The organism is Synechococcus sp. MU1611 (assembly GCF_020514255.1).
In the GTDB taxonomy this organism is placed as follows: domain Bacteria; phylum Cyanobacteriota; class Cyanobacteriia; order PCC-6307; family Cyanobiaceae; genus Parasynechococcus.
In genome coordinates this window covers 99,892-120,482 of the sequence record NZ_VTLC01000006.1, presented here as the reverse complement: position 1 = coordinate 120,482, position 20,591 = coordinate 99,892, and the positions used below count along the sequence as shown (strand labels likewise).

Below are 20,591 nucleotides of genomic sequence, written 5' to 3'. Positions count from 1 at the left end.
AGTCCTGATCGACTGGATCAGAGCTTCACTTCGATGTCCACACCACTGGGGAGATCAAGCTTCATCAGCGCATCGATGGTTTTGGCTGAAGGGCTGTAGATGTCGATAATCCGACGGTGCGTGCGGGTCTCGAAGTGCTCGCGGGAGTCCTTGTCCACGTGGGGGGAGCGCAGAACGCAGTAGATCTTGCGTTTCGTGGGCAGGGGGATCGGACCGATGGCAGTTGCAGCGGTGTTATCGGCCGTTTCAATGATTTTCTCGCAAGACAGATCCAGCATGCGGCGGTCAAACGCCTTAAGGCGGATGCGGATCTTCTGCTGAGCGATGGCAGTGGACATAGGAGAGAGGCGAAAGAGCTCCGAAGACGAAGCAGGACTTCAGTTGTCGAGGTTCTTAGAAATGTAGGAGATGGGGGGCGGAGCCCCTCCATCTCCTGCTTTGTGGTTCAGCTCGCGCTGATCACTCGATGATCTTGGAGACCACGCCAGCACCGATGGTGCGGCCGCCTTCGCGGATAGCGAAACGCATGCCGGTTTCCATCGCAACAGGACAGATCAGCTCACCGGTCATCTGGATGTTGTCACCAGGCATCACCATTTCGACATTGCTGCCGTCTTCAGCGGTGAAGGCGGTGATCTGGCCGGTCACGTCAGTTGTACGGATGTAGAACTGCGGGCGGTAGCCAGCGAAGAAAGGAGTGTGGCGGCCGCCTTCTTCTTTCTTCAGCACATACACCTGACCTTCGAATTTGGTGTGAGGGGTGATGGAGCCAGGCTTCACCAGCACCATGCCGCGTTCGATGTCTTCCTTCTGGATGCCACGCAGCAGCAGACCAACGTTGTCGCCAGCCATGCCCTCGTCGAGCAGCTTGCGGAACATTTCCACACCGGTGACGGTTGTCTTCCGAGGCTCGCGAATACCGACGATTTCGATTTCTTCGCCGACTTTGACGATGCCGCGCTCAATACGGCCGGTGGCCACGGTGCCACGACCGGTGATGGAGAAGACGTCTTCCACAGCCATCAGGAAGGGCTTGTCCACTTCCCGCTCAGGCTCAGGAATGCTGGCGTCAACAGCCGCCATCAGTTCCTCGATCTTGGCTTCCCAGGCAGCCTCGCCTTCGATGGCCTTCAGGCCAGACACCTGAACGACAGGGATGTCATCGCCGGGGAAGTCGTAGCTGGAGAGCAGTTCACGGATCTCCATTTCCACCAGTTCGATGATCTCTTCGTCATCGACCATGTCGCACTTGTTCAGTGCAACAACCAGAGCGGGAACGCCCACCTGCTTGGCCAAAAGGATGTGCTCCTTGGTCTGGGCCATGGGGCCGTCGGTAGCAGCACACACCAGGATGGCGCCGTCCATCTGAGCGGCACCGGTGATCATGTTCTTCACATAGTCCGCGTGGCCAGGGCAGTCCACGTGAGCGTAGTGACGTGACTCTGTTTCGTACTCAACGTGAGCGGTGTTGATGGTGATGCCGCGCTCACGCTCTTCGGGGGCGCCGTCGATGTCGGCATAGTTCTGAACTTCAGCCTGACCCTTCTTGGCGAGCACGTTGGTGATCGCGGCGGTGAGGGTGGTCTTGCCGTGGTCAACGTGGCCGATGGTGCCGATGTTGACGTGGGGCTTGTTCCTTTCGAACTTCTCGCGTGCCATGGGTGTTTAAAGAATCGAGGGTTGGGTTTGGAGGAGTTTAGAGATCAGGAATTGCCCTGATTCTTGGAGATGATGGCCTCGGCCACATTGCGAGGAACTTCGGCGTAATTGTCGAATTCCATCGAGAAAATGCCCCGGCCCTGGGTCATGGAGCGGAGCTCGGTGGCGTAACCGAACATCTCGGCAAGGGGCACCTTGGCCGAGATTTTGGACGTGCCGTCATCGACGGACTGGCCTTCAACCTGACCTCGACGGGAGGACAGGTCGCCGATGATCGAACCGAGGAAATCCTCGGGGACTTCGACCTCGACCTTCATCATCGGTTCAAGCAGCACAGGATTGCACTTCTTGACGCCGTCCTTGAAGGCCATGGATCCGGCGATCTTGAACGCCATCTCCGAAGAGTCGACGTCGTGATATGAGCCATGCACCATCGTGCATTTCACATCGATCAGCGGATATCCGGCGATCACACCGGATTCGCAGGTCTCTTTCATGCCCTGCTCGGCGGGCTTGATGTATTCCTTCGGAACGACACCGCCCACGATCTTGTTGACGAATTCGAAGCCGGAGCCGGGCTCACCCGGTTCCATTTCGATCACGACGTGGCCGTATTGACCCTTACCACCGGTCTGACGAGAGAACTTGCCTTCGCCACCTGCGGAACCACGGATGGTTTCGCGATAGGACACCTGAGGTGCGCCGATGTTGGCTTCCACCTTGAATTCGCGCAGCATGCGGTCCACCAAGATTTCCAGGTGGAGCTCGCCCATGCCGGCGATCACGGTCTGACCGGTTTCAGAGTCAGTATTGACGCGGAACGTGGGGTCTTCCTCTGCCAAAGACACAAGTGCCTTGGAGAGTTTTTCCATGTCTCCCTTGGTCTTGGGCTCCACGGCCACTGAGATCACCGGTTCGGGGATGAACAGGGTCTCAAGAACGATGGGATCGTCCTGGGTGCAGAGGGTGTCACCTGTGGTGGTGTTCTTCAGACCCAGCACCGCGCCGAGGTCTCCGGCTCGCAGGGCATCGACTTCTTCGCGGTCATCCGCCTTCAGCACCACAAGACGAGAGATGCGCTCCTTCTCTCCCTTGGTGGAGTTGAGCACATAACTGCCTTTCTCCAGCACGCCGGAGTACATCCGGACGAAGGTGAGTTTGCCGTAAGGATCGGCCATCACCTTGAAGGCGAGGGCACTGAAAGGAGCGCTGTCGTCGGAAGGACGCACGGCTTCGCTGCCGTCGGGAAGCACACCCTGGATGGGGGGGACATCGACAGGAGCTGGCAGGTAGTCGATCACGGCGTCGAGCACCAGCTGCACGCCTTTGTTCTTGAAGGCAGAGCCGCAGAGCATGGGTACAAGACCGTGCTTCAGCACGCCTTCGCGAATGCCTTGCTTGAGCTCATCAACGCTGAGTTCGCCGCTCTCGAGGAACTTCTCGATCAGAGACTCGTCGGTTTCGGCGACGGTTTCCATCAAGGTGTTTCGCCATTCGGCCACCTCGTCGGCCATAGCAGCCGGCACCTCGGCCTCTTCGATATCGGTGCCGAGATCGTTCTTATAGATGTACGCCTTGTTGGCAACGAGATCGATGATGCCGCTCAGTTCACCTTCAGCCCCGATCGGAAGCTGGATCGGGACAGCATTGGCCTTGAGGCGATCCTTGATCTGGCCGTGAACCTTGAGGAAGTCCGCACCGGTGCGGTCCATCTTGTTGACGAACACCATCCGGGGGACGGAGTAGCGATCCGCCTGACGCCAAACGGTCTCGGATTGGGGCTGAACACCACCAACGGCGCAGAAGACGGCGATCACACCATCCAGCACACGCATGGAACGCTCCACCTCAATGGTGAAGTCCACGTGGCCAGGCGTGTCAATGATGTTGATCCGATGGTCCTGCCAAGACGTCGAAATGGCAGCTGCCGTGATCGTGATGCCACGTTCCCGCTCCTGGGCCATCCAGTCGGTGACTGCAGCGCCGTCATGCACTTCGCCGATTTTGTGCACCACACCGGAATAGAACAGGATCCGTTCGGTAGTGGTGGTTTTTCCGGCATCGATGTGAGCAGCGATACCAATATTTCTGACGCGTTCCAGGGGGAAGTCGCGGGCCACAGGAAATTCTCCGGGGGTGGGGCGTGAAAAGGCGGGGAGACTCTACAGGTCAGCCATGAACATCTGTGTTGACGGGCTGGCCTGAAAGGCTCAGTAGCGGTAGTGGGCGAAGGCTTTGTTGGCTTCGGCCATTTTGTGGGTCTCTTCGCGCTTGCGAACGGCGCTGCCAGCCTCATTGGCAGCATCCATCAATTCGCCAGCCAACTTCTGGGCCATGCTCCGACCATTGCGGGCACGGGAAAAGCTCACAAGCCAGCGCAGGGCCATGGCCGTTCCGCGCTCCTGGCGCACTTCCATGGGCACCTGATAGGTGGCGCCACCAACCCGGCGAGCGCGCACTTCCACCAATGGAGTGGCGTTCTTGACGGCAGTTTCGAACAGTTCGAGCGGATCTCCGCCGGTGCGCTCATTGATCAGCCCGAACGCGTCGGACAGGATCCGTTGCGCTGTGGACTTCTTGCCGTGCTGCATCAGGCGCACCACCATCATCGTGGCGAGGCGGCTGTTGAACTGCGGATCGGGAAGAATCGGGCGCTTTTCAGCGGCGTTGCGGCGGGACATTAGGGATCAGAACGTTGTGGGAATGAGGAAGAAACCGGTGATCACTCCTTGGGAGCCTTGGCGCCGTACTTGGAGCGGGACTGACGCCGGTCTTTCACGCCAGCTGTATCCAGGGTTCCGCGAATGATGTGATAGCGGACGCCAGGGAGGTCCTTGACACGACCACCACGGATCAAAACGACCGAGTGCTCCTGCAGGTTGTGACCGACGCCACCGATATAAGCCGTGACTTCAAAGCCGGAAGTAAGGCGCACACGAGCCACCTTGCGCAAAGCCGAATTGGGCTTTTTCGGCGTTGAGGTGTAGACGCGGGTGCAAACACCGCGACGTTCCGGACACGATTTCAGGGCCGGGGACTTTGTCTTGGCCTTGAGGCGTGAGCGCTCAGTGCGGATCAGCTGTTGGATGGTTGGCATCGATGGTCGGTGAGCGGTCGGACTCCCGACCTGATTCGACAATCGACCACGATACTGGGTGACGGTCCCCTTTCAGACGCGGCTGAAGGCACTGCCACAGGCACAGGGTTCAACACCGTCGCTGCTGCGGATCAGAAATCCGCCACCACTGAGGTCGCCGCGGTAGTCCAGACAAAGACCCTCGAGCAATTTGAGCTGCTCTGCAGGGGCGTGCAGCGTCACTCCATCGGCCCTTGCAATGGCAATACCGGCCAAATGTCCTGCTCGAATGCGCAGCACATGCTGTGCGCATTCCCCTGGAGTGACGTCGAGATGCATTTGCCCGGGTGTTCCTGCCACGGCAGCCTGACGCCCTAGCTCGGCAGCAGCGGCAGCGGTCAGCCGCAAATTGGCAGCCATGCTCAGTTTCTTGGGTTCCCCACTGTTGCAGGTCTCAGAGGGGGATAAGCCCCAGTCCGTTATGAACTCTCGGGGTGCTGCCACGACCGTTCATCACGGTTTGACCTGCCACGACGAGGGTTGTCGAACTGCCGCCATCCATATTCAACGCATCACGTAGGCCCAGTTGTTGGGCTGCCAGTGCTGTTTCCACAAGCGTGGGATCACTGCCAGAGGCACCACGCAGGGTCATTAGCCATTGACCGCTCTGCCCTTGGGCCACCACGGTCCGCGGTGCGGCCAAGCTCATGAAGCCGGGACTAAAGCCTTCTTGGCGTCCATTCAGAACCACCCGCCCGTTCTGCATCAGGAGTGGACCGCCGCCCAGCACATTCGGCTGTTGGGCGAGGGATGAGCTAGCCCGTGATCTCACCAGGATCCGATCGCCAGGTCGCGCTGGTAGTGGGGTGCGCCCGCGAGCCACCACCAACTCAGCGTCCTGTGGGATGGAAATCCCGCGCTGCAGGTTGGTTTGCTCGAACGTTGCCTCGACGCGGCCACCGCGAATCAAGAGTGCTTCCTCTTCACCGCTCAAGGCCCGGTAGCGGGGGCCCCAGGCCGGTGTGTAAAGGCTCAGTCCCTTTTGGACGTAGCCGCTGTTGATCGCTTTGATGCCCCAGTGCTGACCGTTGTTCACCTGCAACGTTTGGTCCAGGCGAAGTCGGCCGAACTGCAGATCTCCTGACGATCCCCAAGCGATGACGCCGCGGTTCAAAATCGGTCCCGATAGCCAGACCCCCTCGCGCCGCAGGGCTCCAAGGGGGAGTTGATTGATCCGGTTGAAAAACCCTCCGTTCACGGCGACCAGCGCCCCTGCGGGTTGGGAGAGCTGCGGAAGAAACTGCAGGCCCTGTTGCTGTTCGGTCTTGGCCAGGGGCTGCAGGGTGATCCCGAGGCCGCTCAGGTCACCGCCAGCACGAAACACCTGGATGGGTTTCACCCCCACCTTGATCGTGCGTTTCTCCAGCACAAAGCCCCGCCTGAGCAACGCGGCAACAGTTGGATTGCTTAGGGGCAGGCGTGCGCTTGGGGGTTGGCGGCGGCCGCCGACCAGCACACCGTCCAGCACCAATCGCCAGGGAGACGACAGGCTCAAGCTCCGTAGCTTTGTGGCTTGTCCCTGCAGCACAAGGCCGCCGTCACGACGCTGCTGAGGAGCGAGCCCCCACGCTTTGAGCTGACGTTTCTGTGACGGCGAGACCTTGAGCTCCAGCAACAGGTCACCGTTCAGCTGCTGCACCAAGGCGGGTCCGTTCAGATCAAGCACCAAACGATCGGCTGTTGAACCCTTGCCGCGGCGCAGGTTGTTCACGGTTGGGGTGGGCAGCCGAAGCGTCAGGCTGCTTCCGTTCACTTGGGTGGTAACACCGATCTCGGTTAGCCAGTCGCTCACTTCGAGACCGACTTCATCCCCGAGTGAACGGGTCTCTAACGAAGCCAGGGGGACGGTTCGACCGAACCATTCCAGTGCCTCTCCGTCGATGCGAGCAACGCGCCTGAAACCCAGCCGGGATTCCAAGAGCTCCAAGGGCAGCCAGAGTTCCTCTGTTGCTGTGTCGCTGCCCCTCCAAAGCCAAACCGCTTTGCTGCGCTCTCGGCCGATGAGGACTTCATCGCCACTTTGCTTCGGCACAAAGCGCAGCTCTGGAGGTGGCGCGGGCGGTGGCGCGGAAAGTGGGGCAAAGGCCAGCATGAAATGCCTTGGCGGAGAGGCGCCTGCCTAGGATCGTCCCTCGAGATGGTTTCTGCAGAGCTCGAAGCTGCAGGCCCATGCGACCGTCCGGTTGAGTTCCCTATGACTGAAGCCATCCGTTCCGCTGTCTGGCCTTACTGCGACAGCCCTGCGCCCGAGGTTGTTGCGGGTGAGAAGGATGCTTGTGGAGTTGGCTTTTTGGCCCAGCTCCAGGGACAGGCCAGCCATTGGGTGTTGGAGCAGGCCCTGCGTGGTTTGGGATGCATGGAGCACAGAGGCGGTTGTGGGGGAGATGGAGACTCCGGCGATGGCGCAGGGGTGTTGTGTCAAATCCCCTGGACGTACCTAAAAGCCGTCTGGCCTGAGGCGGGTGCAGCGCGGGGCCTCGGGATGATGTTCATGCCGACCGATGCCACCCGTCGTGCCGAGGTCCGAGGCCTCTGTGATGACGAGGCCAAGGCGCTCGGCTTGCAACCGCTTGGTTGGCGAATTGTTCCTGTGGACTCTGCGGTGCTTGGCCCCCTGGCCCGCGCCACCGCTCCCGTTATTGAGCAGTGGGTGCTCAACGGCGATGCTGACGACGCAGGGTTTGATGGGCAGCTTCTCCGCTTACGGCGGCGGATTGGCGCCCGTGTGCGGGCTGCCCTTGGCGCCGAGGTGGCCCAGGAGGTTTATGTCGCTTCCCTGAGCAGCCGGACGGTTGTCTACAAGGGCATGGTCCGGTCCGAGGTTCTGGCGCAGTACTACGCCGATCTGCAGGATCCACGTTTTGCGGTGAGTTTTGCGGTCTATCACCGTCGCTTCAGCACGAACACCTTGCCCCGTTGGCCTCTGGCGCAGCCGATGCGGCTTTTGGGTCATAACGGTGAGATCAACACGCTGCTGGGAAATCTCAACTGGGCCAAGGCGTCAGAAGCCAGCCTCGAGAACGTTTGGGGAGAGGCTGCAGACGACCTGATCCCAGTGGTAAACCCTGCGTTCAGTGATTCCGCCAACCTTGACGCCACCCTGGAGCTGATGGTGCGCAGTGGGCGGTCGATCACCGACAGCCTGATCACGCTCGTTCCGGAAGCCTTCCGCAATCAGCCCGACCTCGACAGCCGTCCCGATGTGACGGCGATGTATGAATTCAACGCGGGAATTCAGGAGCCATGGGATGGCCCAGCCCTGCTGGTCTTTGCTGACGGCAAGCGGGTGGGTGCCACGCTCGACCGCAATGGGTTGCGCCCGGCGCGTTGGTGCACCACCGAAGACGGCTTCGTGATCATGGGGTCTGAGACCGGCGTGGTCGACCTCAGCGGCAAGACGATTGTTCAGAAAGGACGTCTTGGCCCCGGCCAGATGGTTGCCGTTGATCTGGAACGCGGTGAGTTGCTCGACAACTGGTCGGTTAAGGAAGACGCGGCATGTCGATTTCCCTATGCCGATTGGTTGCAGCAGCATCGTCGCGGTGTGGAACCCCAGCCTTGGACTCAAAACCGACAGGTGGGTGAACTCGACCTGCTGCGGTTGCAGACCGCCATGGGCTTCACCGCTGAAGACTTCGATTTGATCATTGAAGACATGGCGGCCCTCGGCAAGGAGCCGACTTACTGCATGGGGGATGACATTCCCCTGGCGGTGCTTTCCGATAAGCCGCACCTGCTCTACGACTATTTCAAGCAGCGCTTCGCCCAGGTCACGAACCCACCGATTGATCCCTTGAGGGAAAAGCTGGTGATGAGCCTGGAGATGCATCTGGGTGAACGCCGGCCGGCCCTGAAGCCCCAGCCGGAAGCGGCTTCAGTGATCCACCTCGAGACTCCTGTTCTGAATGAGGCGGAACTAGCGGCCATCAGTCAGCAAGGTTTGCCCGTCCAGACCGTGTCCACCCAGGTGGCAGTGGAGTCCTGCGCGGGAGGCCTTCAGAAGGCCATTGATGCGCTTTGCAGCCTTGCGGAACAGGCGGTGCGCGACGGTGCACAGGTGCTGGTGCTCTCCGATCGGGTTAGCAGCACGGGGGCGGCGGCACAGCTGACGCCCACAACGGTGGCAATGCCGGCCTTGCTGGCCGTGGGTGCTGTTCACCACCATCTGTTGCGCCAGAAGTTGCGTCTGCAGTGCTCTCTTGTGGTCGATACCGCCCAGTGCTGGAGCACCCATCACATGGCGTGTCTGATCGGCTACGGCGCCAGTGCCGTCTGCCCGTGGCTCACCTGGGAGACAACGCGCCACTGGCTGGAGCATCCCAAGACCAAGAAGCGGATCGAACAGGGCAAGTTGCCAGCCCTGGATGCCGATCAGGCGCAGGCCAATGTGCGTTTGTCGCTGGAGAACGGTCTCCGGAAGATCCTCTCCAAAATTGGAATCTCATTGCTGGCCAGCTATCACGGCGCCCAGATCTTTGAAGCGATTGGACTAGGTGCGGATGTGGTGGAGACCGCCTTCACCGGGACAACGAGCCGTGTTGCAGGCATGACGCTCTCCGAGTTGGCGAATGAAACGCTCTCGATGCATGCCAAGGCCTTCCCCGAGCTCAACCGCAGCAAGCTTGAGTTCATGGGCTTTGTTCAGTACCGCAGTGGTGCTGAATACCACCGCAATAACCCCGAGCTTTCCAAGGCGCTGCACAAGGCAGTGGCCCAGGGCCCTGGTTATGACCACTTCTCCACTTACCAGGCGCTCTTGGAGAACCGCCCGGTGATGGCCCTGCGGGACCTGTTGGAGTTCAAGCTGGCGCCCACCCCGGTGCCACTCGACCAGGTGGAGAGTGTGGAGAGCATCTGCACCCGCTTCTGTACGGGGGGGATGAGCCTCGGTGCGCTGTCCCGGGAAGCCCATGAAGTGCTGGCCGTGGCGATGAATCGCATCGGTGGCAAGAGCAACAGCGGTGAAGGTGGTGAAGACCCCGCACGTTTCCAGATCCTCAAGGATGTGGATGGGGAAGGACGGTCCGCCGCATTCCCCAGCATCGGCGGGCTTCGCAATGGCGACACCGCTTGTTCGGCGATCAAGCAGGTGGCTTCAGGGCGTTTCGGTGTGACGGCTGAATACCTGCGCAGTGGCAAACAACTGGAGATCAAGGTGGCCCAGGGGGCCAAGCCCGGTGAAGGGGGCCAACTGCCTGGGCCGAAGGTCGATAAGTACATCGCCTGGCTGCGCAACAGCAAGCCAGGAGTGGCCTTGATTTCGCCGCCGCCGCATCACGACATCTATTCCATTGAGGACCTGGCGCAGTTGATTCATGACCTGCACCAGGTGCATCCTGCTGCTCCTGTGAGCGTGAAGCTGGTGGCCGAGATCGGCATTGGCACCATCGCTGCGGGCGTGGCGAAGGCCAACGCGGATGTGATCCAGATCTCGGGTCACGACGGGGGCACGGGAGCATCTCCCCTGAGTTCGATTAAGCACGCCGGCAGTCCATGGGAACTGGGCCTGACCGAGGTGCATCGCTCTCTGGTGGAAAACGGTCTGCGCGATCGGGTCCTGCTGCGTGCTGATGGAGGTCTGAAAACCGGCTGGGACGTCATGATCGCTGCCCTGCTCGGCGCGGAAGAGTACGGGTTCGGGTCGATCGCCATGATCGCTGAGGGCTGCGTCATGGCTCGTGTCTGCCACACCAACAATTGCCCTGTCGGGGTTGCCACGCAGAAGGAGAACCTGCGCAAGCGCTTCAACGGTGTACCTGAGCACGTCGTCAACTTTTTCTGGTATGTCGCCGAGGAAGTGCGGCAGCTGATGAGTCTGCTCGGCGTTACCCGCCTGGAAGAGCTGATTGGCCGTACGGATCTGCTCAAGGCTCGTTCCGTCGATCTGGCCAAGACAAACTGTGTGGATCTATCTGGCCTGATCGCTCCGATCAGTGGCGCTGCGGATCGGTCCTGGCTTCGTCACAGTGATCAGGCTCACGGCAATGGTCTGATTCTTGAGGATCAGCTGCTCGCCGATGTTGACCTCATGGCAGCGCTGGAGAACCACGGTGCCGTCAGCCGCAGCATCGAGATCATCAATACCGATCGCAGTGTCTGTGCACGTCTGGCTGGTGAAATTGCCCAGCGTCATGGCAACTGCGGATTCAATGGACAGCTCGATCTGACGTTCCGTGGTGCCGCGGGCCAGAGCTTTGGGGCTTTCCTGGTGCAGGGCATGCAGGTTCGTCTTGAGGGTGAGGCCAACGACTACGTCGGCAAGGGCATGAACAGTGGTCGCATCACCCTGGTGCCTTCTGACGGTTCTGCCTCTCCAGGGGATCAGGTGATCCTCGGCAACACCTGTCTCTATGGGGCCACCGGTGGTGAGCTGTTTGCTCATGGCCGGGCTGGCGAGCGCTTCGGCGTTCGCAACAGTGGAGCCCGCACCGTGGTGGAAGGCGCTGGTGACCACTGCTGTGAGTACATGACCGGTGGTGTGGTGGTTGTCCTCGGAAGCACCGGCCGCAATATCGGTGCTGGCATGACCGGTGGTGTGGCCTTCTTGCTGGATGAGGAGGGCCGTGTCGCGCCTCGGGTTAACCCGGAGATTGTTGAGGTCTGCACCATCACCACCCATGAGCAGGAGACGCTGCTGAAGGGCCTGCTGCAACAGCATGTGGATCTAACGGGCAGCGAAAAGGCTGCCGATCTCTTGGCCAACTGGTCTGAGGCGAAGCATCGCTTCAAGGTGTTGGTCCCACCAAGCGAGCGGGAACCCATGGGATTGGCCGTTAAGCAGGCTGTGGCCGCCTAGCGCCGTCGTCTCTCGTGGCCTGGTTCGTCAAGACCGAAACCTTCACGGCCGTCGCCGCCGCTCTGCCCGTCGAGCAGCGGCGGCCCACCTTGGAGGCTCACCGCCACTGGGTTGTGCAGGAAGCCGCTGCAGGACGACGTCTTCAGAGCGGTTACCTGGTTGATGACAACCGGCGGCCTGGTGGCGGGGGATTGCTGATGTTTGAAGCTTCGTCCTACGCCGAAGCTCGGGCGTGGGTGCAGAACGACCCGATGATTCGAGCCGGTCTGGTGGACTGGCAGTTGCACGAATGGATCCCCGTCAGCGGGGATGGCTGGTCATAAGCCGCTGCACCTCACCGGCGTGGTAGCTGCTGCGGGTGAGTGGTGTGCTGACGACCTGGAGGAAGCCCAGTTCCTCTTCGCCGACTCTTCTGTAGGTGTCGAACTGAGCAGGAGTCACAAAGCGGTCGACGGCCAGATGTTTCGGACCGGGAGAAAGGTATTGGCCGATGGTGACGATGTCGACCTTGTGCTGGCGCAAATCCCGGAGCGTCTCGATCACCTCTTCATCGTTTTCTCCTAGTCCCACCATCAGGCCTGACTTGCTGTAAGCCTTGGGCCATTGGTCACGCACCCGTTGCAGCAGTTCCAGAGAGCGTTCATAGATGCCTTGGGGCCGAGCCAGGCGGTACATCCGCGGCACCGTTTCGATGTTGTGGTTCAGCACATGGGGTGCAGCTCCCATCACGCTTGCCAAAGCGTCCCAGTTGCCACAGAAGTCAGGAATCAGCAGCTCGATTGTTGTGAGCGGTGAGCGCTTTTTGACCTGTTCAATGCAGGCCACGAACTGGGAGGCGCCGCCATCAGCGAGATCATCACGGTTCACGGAGGTGATCACCACATGTTTCAGGCCCAGACGGGCTACTGCTTCGCCAAGTCGTTGCGGCTCGGTGGGATCCAGCGCGCGCACGCTTTTGTCGAAGTCGATGTCGCAGTAGGGGCATGCGCGGGTGCAGCCAGGCCCCATGATCAGAAACGTGGCTGTGCCGCCTGCGAAGCATTCCCCGATGTTGGGGCAGCTCGCTTCCTGGCAGACCGTGTTCAGGTTCAAGTCCAGCAGCAGGTCGGCCACGGCGCCAATCCGTTCGCGCTGCGGAGCCTTAACGCGCAACCACTCCGGCTTAAGCACGGCGAAGTCTCTTCAATCCATGACCTTAGACCTTGCGCCGATGGCGCTACTGGCCTCTCGGAAACACCAATCTCCTAAGATTGACATGCCGGGATGTGGCGCAGTTTGGTAGCGCACTTCGTTCGGGACGAAGGGGCCGCAGGTTCGAATCCTGTCATCCCGATTGATGCATTCCCTTTGCCCAAAAGGATCCTGTCCGGTGGGTGAGGCAAGGTCCCTGGCGCATGCTTAGTTGAAGATCAGGATCGGCGAATAAGACCGACCGGCCCAGAGTGACCACCAACGGGTTGCACGGGCCTCAGCGATCCGACGTGCCTCCACGGCCATTCGGTACTGATGTTCCCGTTGCTCCCGCAGTTTTCGTTCCCGGGTTTCTCTTTTTTGGTCGTAGTTGGCGGCTCCTTCACGCTCCATTTGTTCTCTGGCAACAGCTTTAAAGGATTTGAGTTGCCTGAGCTGATTCACTCTTGCGCTGTAGACAGCCTCGATTTCATTCACGCCTTCAATGCCGCGGTTTTTGCTGAGGAAGGCATTGATCCTCGCGATCGTCAGGTCAGCAATCCGATCCGCTTCTTCGAACATCAGGTTGTCGTAGAGCTGTTCGGCCCGGTCCAGTTCCCTGCTGAAGAACTCCATCTGGCCGGCAGAATCCTTGGGAGGGAGCTGGGCAACCAGCGCTGAGCTGGATTGCTCAACCGCCAAAGCAGGGTGAGCTGAACAAAGAAGCAACCCTGCAATCAGTACGGGAAGACGCATGGTCAGTGGCCCTGTTCAGAAATCCAGCACATCTTTTGTCGCTTCCCGCCGCCGCTGCTCCTTCGCGTCGTATTCAGCGATGCAGCTGTTCTTCAGATACAGAACACAGTTCAAATATTCGCTGATTTCGATCATCGCAGCCCGCACAGCTTTGGAGGCGGGTACTTTCTTGCTCGAGGACTGGTTGTCACTGAAGCCGACCCCATACAAGCCTCCAGAAGTTGACTTTGATTCCGATTTGGAGGTCGCTTTGCCTTCAATCGTTCGGACGTAAGCGATTTCACCGGTGGTGGTGTCCACGACGCGCACATCCACAGCGACATAGGCCGAGCTGGAGGATGACGACTTGCGCTGGCCGAAGCCCATGATGTTGAAGCCACCGCCACCACTTTTGGTTTCGGTGTTCTCGCGGTAATCGCTGACACTGCCCAGGATGTAGTACTTCGCACCGGTCATGATTCCCTTCTTGGGAGCCGTGGCTTGTCGGGTGATGCCCAGCTCAGCTAGTTCCTGCTCGCCGAGCACTTTTTTCAGCCCTTGGCGTTCGACAACAGTGAAATGCCCGGTGCTTTTCAGCTCATTGGCGAGCATTCCTGTGAGTTTGCTGGAGACCGCAGGGCTCCACCACCAGGCTCCTGTGGCCGTGTTGGTGATCTCCTTCACCGCAACGGTGACAGGGCCTGACGACATTCCTGAAATCTGAGCCAAGCCGGGTTGCACTGTTGCTCCCGAAACCATCAAGGCTGTGGCGGCGATCCAGGAGAGTTTCATAAACCTCAGGGAGTGACTTTCTTACGAGAAAGCTAGTCACAACCTGCAGAAAAAACATTCATAGGTTCAATCCACTGGGTGGTGGGGCTGTCTTATTTCTGAAAGCTTGGTTTATTGGGGCAGCAGCTAAGGCAACGTGGTTCGCACCCTGAAAGACCAATGGTTCGCTTTGGCAGTTGGGGCCACCGCGCTAACCGCACTGTTTTGGCTTGAGTTGATCGCGTCGTAGCAAAGATTCAGTTAAATATGCAAAGAGGACACACCTCAGGCCGTCACGTCTGAACCCTGACCCTTGATGCCCGCATTGCACTGTTCCTGTGGCAGCTGGTTTTTAGAGCTGTGTTCTCTTTTCATCCCCCCAATTCAGTCAATTGACTCCTAGGCACCCAACAGGCCGCTTTTCTTAATCAGGACGTAATCAGGCCTTGAATTTCAATCCGTAGAACAACCTTGCTGAGTTCAAAAAGCAGCTTTGCAAGACCTTCTCGTGAGATCTCCCTTTTGGTCATGGCTGTTTGCAGCGGGGGTCGTATGGGGACCAGGTTTCGTGGCACTCCACTTACAACAGAACGGCATGATGCCGATGCCCACCGATCAAGCTTCGTCTGTGCAGCGATCCGCCGATTGATGTCTCCAGACTCTTTGCCTTGCCACGCACGGACGTGGGCATGAATCCCCTGCCGGAGAAACCGGGCTGTGACGTTTGGCTGGCTGCGCTGTTCACTACCCCTGTGGTGACGTGATTTGACTTGCAGACAAGATTTCGGATGTGTGGGAATCTTCGTCGGCTTCAACCATTTCAATGACTTTTTTGATGCACTGGTCGTTCAAGACCGGCTACCACGAAATTGCTGCCAAGAAGTTCCTGGCGACGGGTGCGCCCTTTCCCGAGTGCAAGTCATGGAAGCGTTTTCATGCGCCTGGCTCCGTAGAGGGGTGGATTCTGGTGGAGTCTGACAACGCTGATGCTTGTTATGAGCACGCTGCGGAGTGGGCAGAGTGCCTCGATTGGGACGTCACCCCCGTGCTGGCAGACGAGCAGGCGGGCCCCCTGATCGCCAAGGCATACAGCTGATCATCAGCGTGGAAGGCTGCCCCTCGCTCATGCGGGGGGCTCCACAAGCCCAAGTCGCACAAAAACCGGCCCCCTCGGACCGGTTGACGCATTCAAAGTGCACTGAGGCTTGGCCTGAGCTCATTCCATTGGCTCCTTAGTTGTGGCTTCAGTGTTCAGATGGATTTATGAGCTGGCTCTGCATGGCGCATTGATGGACAGCCAAATGCAAGTTGAGAGCCAATGCTCAATCAATTGCCCTCAATGCCTGCCTCCGGGTTAATGCCGACATCGTCGATATAGGCTTGCTTCTCCACCTGGCACAACAGCTGCATCAAGTTCTGATGATCGAGAGCTGACAGCTATCCGGCGATCTCCTGCGTCAGGCAAGTTCTGCGTTGGCAGCGGCCCGTGTGTTCCTTGAATACCTCGAACATTGCAGCCTCCTCTGGGCTGATGATTCGATTCTTATGACGGCTTGATGGTGGGGTTCTAGAGCCTCAAGACCCACTCTCATCCTGTTGTTGTGTGGATCGCCCCTGGTCAAATGAGGTGTGAGAGAGGCGGTAGGTCGTGACACCACCCACCAAATCAAGCAACCACGCCCGAAGAGGTCTCCCTCTCACCTCAGAACCATAGGTCTGCATTGCAATTCAGGCGGCTCTTGGGTGGCGATCTGACTGGAAGCGGGCTTGAGCGCAGGCCTAGGCTCAGCGTGCGTCTGATGCGTCTTGCTTGCTAGGCCTCCGTCTGCTGCTCCCCATTGCGTTGCTGGTTGCCTGGGGCGCTCCTGCCCATGCGGTTTCGCTTTCAGCTCGGACGGATCGTTTGATCGATAGGCTTCAGCAGCTTGTTGTTGTTATTGATCGCCTTGATCGTTGTGGCCCCGGAGCCGAACGAGCTGCTTACAACATGGGCGTGAACCGACTGTGTTTGTCGCAGGGGCTGCGCGATGAGCCAGGGCTTCAGTTGGATGTATTGACCCATGAGGCCATCCATGTGGTTCAGGACTGTCTGGCTGGTTTGGGCACGCCGTCCTCGTCCACCATCAGCTTGATGTTGCAGTCGCAGGGTGGTTTCAGCCGTGTTCAGGTCGACAAGTTTTTTGCCCACCATCTCGACTCGTCCACGGCCGACCATGTGCTGCGGGTGACTCAGTCGCTGGGGCCGCTGCAGCGCCGCCGTGAAGTCGAGGCCTATGCCCTTCAAGGCCACACCGGCATGGTCGAATCCTTGTTGGCCAGGCATTGCTGAAGTCGGTCGATGGCTGACACTTCGGCCTGCAATGTTGACCTGATCACCCTGGCTAATCTTGTTTCATTCGTCGGGTTAATCGGGTGAAGCGACAGTGGATGGCGATGCTTTTAGTGGCTCCGATGCTGTTGCTGGAGGCGCCGTCGCTCGCGCAATCGTTGTTTGATCGACCCCCAACGCGGGTCAGGATTCATAACCCTGAAGCCACAGAAGGATTACGCAATCGCACCACAATCACTGTTGTAGTTCCTGAGGATGCAGGCAATGCTTTGAGATCGATTGTTTTACGTCAGTTGCCCAACATTGATCAGTGGGACTGGGGGCGCTTAGAACCTCGGGTTTATTTTGGCGACTACTCACTTCGCGGGAAAGGAGTAACCGGTTTGGCCTCTGCTGTTGTCTCAGATTCCGAAGGGGTTTTGAACATCCAACTCACTCCGGCGGTTCAGCCGGGGCAGACTGTGAATGTTGTCTTCCGTGGCTTTAATCCCGACTCCAGTATTTATCAATGGTCCACGGAACTCCTGGCAGATGGTGAGGATCCCGTCCGTTATGTAGGCCCCACCTTGCGTTCGAATGTTTACGAGCAGGACCAATTTCGCTAGTTGGCACCGCCTAAAGCATGTTGGGGTAAGCGTTGAAAAGACCCCAGATCACAAGTGCGGTGATCGAGGCAAAGATCACGGCAGTCCATGCCGCCAGATCGGCACTGTTGCTGGATCCCTGCAGAATCTGAAGAAGGCGTGCCATCAGGACGAATTCAAGCCCTTCGGTTCTGGCTCAGTTGGTTGGCAAATTCCAGCCTTGTTTGCGACTCCTCATACGCCCAAGAGTTCACTCAGGTTCAAGTCGTTACGTCTCAGCAGCGCGAATGTTGTTCCTGCGTTACCGCGGCAGATCCGCAGCTTTTGATCCAGCACGGTGATGTCGAGCCAGGCCGGAGTGCTCTGCTGAACCTGTCGCATCAGGCTCAACTGTTGCCGGTTAGGCAGGAATGGCCCCATCCAGCCTCCCCGGCGAAACCGCACCTCGACCCTCTTGTTGTCGGCGATTTGCAGCTCGGCTTGCAGATTGATGCCGCCGAGTGCGCCGAAGGGGGCGCGAAGCCGCAGCAGATTGCAGCCGCGCCCCTGCTCTGGATCCAGCGCCTGCAGGTTCTCCAGCCCGGCGGCCTGTTTCAGCCATGGTTGTTTGGAACTGCTCCAGCGCAATTCCCAGACCCCCCGCAGCAAGCTCGCTGAGGTTGTGAGGTCGGCGGGATCCTCCTGTTCCACCCGGTTGATCAGCCTCTGGAGGTCTGGATCGCTGGGTCTCTTCTGCAGCAGGTGCACCAGTTGGTCGCGGTGATGCCCCACGGGATGGCTTTTACTGCTGCAGCTGTTCTAGTGGTATTCACCGGGGTGCTGAATCTTGTTGACGCTGACGCCCGACGCGCTCTTGCCGGAGAACCGCAGCAGTTCATCGCCAGAGACTTCGTAGCCCAGCTTTTGGGCGATAAGGGCGGCAGCATCGGCACTCACGGCCTGCAGCACCTGCTCCTTAAGGGATGGATCCCTGGAGATGTGAGCAAAAAATTGCCGGAGTTGATCCGTACTCATGCGGCTAGGGCTTTCGCGCTGATTCTGACCGGTCTGGTCTTGACGCTGGTCTGTTGACTGGTGCGGAGACGAGTTTTGGTGGGATGACTCAACTGGCGGTGTCAGGCGCCTCTGGAAAAACCGGATGGCGGGTTGTAGACGAGGCGCTCAAGCGGGGTCGATCTGTCAGAGCCATTGTTCGGCCCGCTTCCGTGCTGCCCCCTGCCCTTGCCCAAGCCGAGCAGGAGGGGCGCCTTGATGTGCGTCGGCTGGAGCTGGACACGGCGGAAGCACTGCTTCATGCGCTGCAGGGCTGTACGGAGTTGGTGATCGCCACCGGTGCTCGCCCTTCGATCAACCTGGCGGGCCCCTTGCGGGTGGATGCCTGGGGGGTGCAGGACCAGCTGCAGGCCTGCTGCTCCCTGGGGTTGCAGCGTGTTGTGCTGGTGAGTTCCCTCTGTGCCGGCCGTTGGCTGCATCCCCTCAACCTGTTTGGCTTGATCCTGATTTGGAAGCGGGTTGGTGAGCGCTGCTTGGAACGGAGCGGTCTGGATTGGACCGTGATCCGGCCTGGAGGCCTCAGCGAAGACGACAGTCGCGCCATCACGGAGGGCGTGCTGGTGACGGAGGCGGATCAACAGCAGAGCAACAGTATTCCTCGGCGCCTCGTGGCCCAGGTGTGCCTAGACGCTTTGGAGCAGCCGCGTGCCTGTGGTCGCATCCTCGAAATCACCAGCTCGCCTGCCCAGCCTCAGCAGAATCTGGGCGAGTGGTTGGATCAGCTCGGTTGATCCAGGGCGGGAGTTACTCCCAGGTCCAGGTGCTGCTGGGCCGGCCTGTGCTGGCCAGGAACTGTTCGCTGTCGGGGCGAATCAAGGCAATCGTCTGCTGTTTGAGCTCGTCGTTCCAGCTGGGGGCAGCAACCTCGCGTCGTCCTTTGGACCCCGCCAGATTCATCAACGGCAGGTCGCCCTTTTCCAGCAGACTGGAGCAATCCGGGGTTGCGCCAATGAAGCTCAGGATGCGTCGCAGGCTGGTTTGCGGGTGCGCGCTGAGTTCTTCGGTGGTGACGCTCAGCATCGACTGCTGCGGAAACCAGCGTCGGTAGCGCTGCCATTGCTGGTGATAGAGCGAGGCCTCCACAACGCGTTGCCTCAGGCGAGGCGAGCGGAGGAGTTGATCAAATGACGGGCAGTCCTTGATGCGTCCGCGCCAGTGCCGCCAGTGGGATTCAATCCTTCGCAGGGGATGGCGCACCAGGTAGATCAGCGGAATGGGGCCGAGGTGGTGGTGGATTAGCTCCGGTGTTCTGGCGTAGGAGCCATAGGACGAGGTGTACATCGTGCTGGCTTCACCCCGCAGGGGCCGCCGAGGATCCGCCGCAAACTGATTCGCGTACCACTCCCAGCCCCGCAGATAGTTCCGGCCGAAGAATTTCGGCTCCATCGACTTACTGATCTGAATCTGGGGATGGCGTCGCAGCGCCGTGGCCAGACTTGTTGTGGCCGATTTGGCTGCTCCAATAATGATGAACGAGGGCAATTGAGAGCGGTAGACCGCCGCTATGTGGTCGTGCCATCCCTGCAGGCTGCGATTGATCTGATGCCTGCAAAGCCAGGACTCCAGCCAACCTCTTCGATCAGCGCCCGAAGCCATGGGTCCGGAGCCAGTTCGACAGCTTCAATCCCGTACTGCGCAAGGGATTGATCGTCGGCAGGGGGGAATTTTTGATCAATTGATCCACAGACACATCATTATAAAAAAGACGCACATCATCCCCATAAATTTGCATTGTTTTTTCGATTAGAGCATCGCTGTTGAAGTAACTCTGCAGGCCGCCGCGATCACTCCGTCGCACATTTTTCTGAGGTAAAGATTCCATCACATCGATCCCATTCCGGGCCAGGATGTCGCGCAGTTCAGACCAGTGTTCGTTGATCTGTTCAACGCGTCCCACAAACTTCGGCACGATCTGATTGCCGATGCAAAGCAATTGGTTCTGGGGCAAAACGTGAACGTCATAGTGCTTGAACGGTGTCTCGATTAAGACATCGAGAAAAGCGTCAAACGACATGCCATGGGTGATTCCCATGTTCTGCATCGGCAGAGGTGGCTCCTCGATTTCGATCACTTTGTTGTTGTAAGCCGCGATCAGTCGGTCGAACGGGTTGCGCACGAAGCTGAAGCTGAAATGGCTGCGCCGGTACTTGCGCGCACGGCGCAGGGTGATCAGCTCCGTTTCCTTATTGGTTTCGTGCTGCCAGAACTTGTCAGAGGTCGTTTTGGTGCCTTTTGGAGGCCTTTCGCTGAGCAAGCGGCATAGTGCCGCTTTGATCGAGGAATTTGCCGCCTTTGGAACCCGCCCATAGAGAAGGTTGTGGCGTTTCATCCGGATGAAGTGATGCGGTTGTGCCATGG

General features: G+C 59.2%; 21 protein-coding genes and 1 tRNA gene. 7 read left to right on the top strand and 15 right to left on the bottom strand.

The window, feature by feature from the left end; translation table 11 throughout:
• Positions 1 to 17: 17 nt before the first annotated feature.
• The 7 genes from rpsJ to FZZ92_RS11765 form a co-directional block, all read right to left on the bottom strand.
• Positions 18 to 338: a 30S ribosomal protein S10 gene (gene rpsJ, locus FZZ92_RS11795; protein WP_011363346.1), complete on the bottom strand. Its 321-nt coding sequence runs from the start codon at positions 336 to 338 to the stop codon at positions 18 to 20.
• 121 nt (positions 339 to 459) lie between these two features.
• Complete coding sequence (gene tuf, locus FZZ92_RS11790) at positions 460 to 1,659, bottom strand: elongation factor Tu (protein ID WP_226397938.1); 1,200 nt, start codon at positions 1,657 to 1,659, stop codon at positions 460 to 462.
• A 44-nt stretch (positions 1,660 to 1,703) separates the two neighbouring features.
• The gene (gene fusA / locus FZZ92_RS11785; protein WP_115022731.1) at positions 1,704 to 3,779 is read right to left on the bottom strand and encodes an elongation factor G; all 2,076 of its coding nucleotides are present in this window, start codon (positions 3,777 to 3,779) and stop codon (positions 1,704 to 1,706) included.
• A 90-nt stretch (positions 3,780 to 3,869) separates the two neighbouring features.
• The gene (gene rpsG / locus FZZ92_RS11780; RefSeq protein WP_115022733.1) at positions 3,870 to 4,340 is read right to left on the bottom strand and encodes a 30S ribosomal protein S7; all 471 of its coding nucleotides are present in this window, start codon (positions 4,338 to 4,340) and stop codon (positions 3,870 to 3,872) included.
• 41 nt (positions 4,341 to 4,381) lie between these two features.
• Positions 4,382 to 4,756, bottom strand: a complete 375-nt coding sequence (rpsL, locus tag FZZ92_RS11775) for a 30S ribosomal protein S12 (protein WP_006850614.1) — start codon at positions 4,754 to 4,756, stop codon at positions 4,382 to 4,384.
• A gap of 72 nt (positions 4,757 to 4,828) precedes the next feature.
• Positions 4,829 to 5,155 (bottom strand): AIR synthase, encoded by a 327-nt coding sequence (locus tag FZZ92_RS11770; protein WP_115022735.1) that lies wholly within the window; start codon positions 5,153 to 5,155, stop codon positions 4,829 to 4,831.
• 34 nt (positions 5,156 to 5,189) lie between these two features.
• A complete protein-coding gene (locus FZZ92_RS11765) occupies positions 5,190 to 6,887 on the bottom strand; it encodes a phosphodiester glycosidase family protein (RefSeq protein ID WP_226397939.1) in 1,698 nt (565 codons plus the stop codon).
• Between the two features lie 102 nt (positions 6,888 to 6,989).
• Here FZZ92_RS11765 and gltB point away from each other — a divergent pair, with 102 nt between their 5' ends.
• Both gltB and FZZ92_RS11755 read left to right on the top strand, forming a co-directional pair.
• Entirely contained in the window at positions 6,990 to 11,591 is a 4,602-nt protein-coding gene (gene gltB, locus FZZ92_RS11760; protein WP_226397940.1) for a glutamate synthase large subunit, read from the top strand.
• A gap of 14 nt (positions 11,592 to 11,605) precedes the next feature.
• On the top strand, positions 11,606 to 11,914 hold the full coding sequence (locus FZZ92_RS11755) for a YciI family protein (RefSeq protein WP_226397941.1): 309 nt from the start codon (positions 11,606 to 11,608) through the stop codon (positions 11,912 to 11,914).
• Here FZZ92_RS11755 and lipA read toward each other — a convergent pair.
• Positions 11,892 to 12,761, bottom strand: a complete 870-nt coding sequence (gene lipA, locus FZZ92_RS11750) for a lipoyl synthase (RefSeq protein WP_226423280.1) — start codon at positions 12,759 to 12,761, stop codon at positions 11,892 to 11,894. The genes FZZ92_RS11755 and lipA overlap by 23 nt on opposite strands.
• 89 nt (positions 12,762 to 12,850) lie before the next feature.
• Here lipA and FZZ92_RS11745 point away from each other — a divergent pair.
• A tRNA-Pro gene (locus tag FZZ92_RS11745) sits at positions 12,851 to 12,924 on the top strand.
• 65 nt (positions 12,925 to 12,989) lie between these two features.
• Here the strand turns inward: FZZ92_RS11745 and FZZ92_RS11740 are convergent.
• Together FZZ92_RS11740 and FZZ92_RS11735 are read right to left on the bottom strand one after the other, a co-directional pair.
• The gene (locus FZZ92_RS11740) at positions 12,990 to 13,517 is read right to left on the bottom strand and encodes a hypothetical protein (RefSeq protein ID WP_226397943.1); all 528 of its coding nucleotides are present in this window, start codon (positions 13,515 to 13,517) and stop codon (positions 12,990 to 12,992) included.
• 15 nt (positions 13,518 to 13,532) lie between these two features.
• On the bottom strand, positions 13,533 to 14,288 hold the full coding sequence (locus FZZ92_RS11735; RefSeq protein WP_226397944.1) for a CsgG/HfaB family protein: 756 nt from the start codon (positions 14,286 to 14,288) through the stop codon (positions 13,533 to 13,535).
• A gap of 802 nt (positions 14,289 to 15,090) precedes the next feature.
• Between FZZ92_RS11735 and FZZ92_RS11730 the strand changes: the two genes are divergently transcribed.
• The 3 genes from FZZ92_RS11730 to FZZ92_RS11720 all read left to right on the top strand — a co-directional run bounded on the left by FZZ92_RS11730 (position 15,091) and on the right by FZZ92_RS11720 (position 17,201).
• Complete coding sequence (locus FZZ92_RS11730) at positions 15,091 to 15,363, top strand: DUF3303 domain-containing protein (RefSeq protein WP_115022469.1); 273 nt, start codon at positions 15,091 to 15,093, stop codon at positions 15,361 to 15,363.
• Between the two features lie 714 nt (positions 15,364 to 16,077).
• Positions 16,078 to 16,596 (top strand): hypothetical protein, encoded by a 519-nt coding sequence (locus tag FZZ92_RS11725; RefSeq protein WP_226423279.1) that lies wholly within the window; start codon positions 16,078 to 16,080, stop codon positions 16,594 to 16,596.
• Between the two features lie 98 nt (positions 16,597 to 16,694).
• Positions 16,695 to 17,201 (top strand): DUF2808 domain-containing protein, encoded by a 507-nt coding sequence (locus tag FZZ92_RS11720; RefSeq protein WP_226423278.1) that lies wholly within the window; start codon positions 16,695 to 16,697, stop codon positions 17,199 to 17,201.
• A 10-nt stretch (positions 17,202 to 17,211) separates the two neighbouring features.
• On the opposite strand, the gene FZZ92_RS13155 is transcribed toward FZZ92_RS11720, so the two are convergent.
• The 3 genes from FZZ92_RS13155 to FZZ92_RS11710 form a co-directional block, all read right to left on the bottom strand.
• Entirely contained in the window at positions 17,212 to 17,346 is a 135-nt protein-coding gene (locus FZZ92_RS13155; protein ID WP_255453091.1) for a hypothetical protein, read from the bottom strand.
• 68 nt (positions 17,347 to 17,414) lie between these two features.
• On the bottom strand, positions 17,415 to 17,951 hold the full coding sequence (locus FZZ92_RS11715) for a PAP/fibrillin family protein (protein WP_226397947.1): 537 nt from the start codon (positions 17,949 to 17,951) through the stop codon (positions 17,415 to 17,417).
• 27 nt (positions 17,952 to 17,978) lie between these two features.
• Positions 17,979 to 18,194 carry a Nif11-like leader peptide family natural product precursor gene (locus FZZ92_RS11710; RefSeq protein ID WP_226423277.1) on the bottom strand — a complete coding sequence of 72 codons (216 nt, stop codon included), beginning with the start codon at positions 18,192 to 18,194 and terminating at the stop codon, positions 17,979 to 17,981.
• An 83-nt stretch (positions 18,195 to 18,277) separates the two neighbouring features.
• Here FZZ92_RS11710 and FZZ92_RS11705 point away from each other — a divergent pair, with 83 nt between their 5' ends.
• A complete protein-coding gene (locus FZZ92_RS11705; protein ID WP_226398033.1) occupies positions 18,278 to 18,964 on the top strand; it encodes an SDR family oxidoreductase in 687 nt (228 codons plus the stop codon).
• A 13-nt stretch (positions 18,965 to 18,977) separates the two neighbouring features.
• Here the strand turns inward: FZZ92_RS11705 and FZZ92_RS11700 are convergent, their stop codons facing one another.
• Together FZZ92_RS11700 and FZZ92_RS11695 are read right to left on the bottom strand one after the other, a co-directional pair.
• Positions 18,978 to 19,829, bottom strand: coding sequence for a sulfotransferase domain-containing protein (locus FZZ92_RS11700; RefSeq protein ID WP_226423276.1), 852 nt, complete (start codon positions 19,827 to 19,829; stop codon positions 18,978 to 18,980).
• The gene (locus FZZ92_RS11695) at positions 19,813 to 20,589 is read right to left on the bottom strand and encodes a sulfotransferase family protein (RefSeq protein WP_226423275.1); all 777 of its coding nucleotides are present in this window, start codon (positions 20,587 to 20,589) and stop codon (positions 19,813 to 19,815) included. The genes FZZ92_RS11700 and FZZ92_RS11695 overlap by 17 nt, the downstream gene beginning before the upstream one ends.
• Between the last annotated feature and the right edge of the window lie 2 nt (positions 20,590 to 20,591).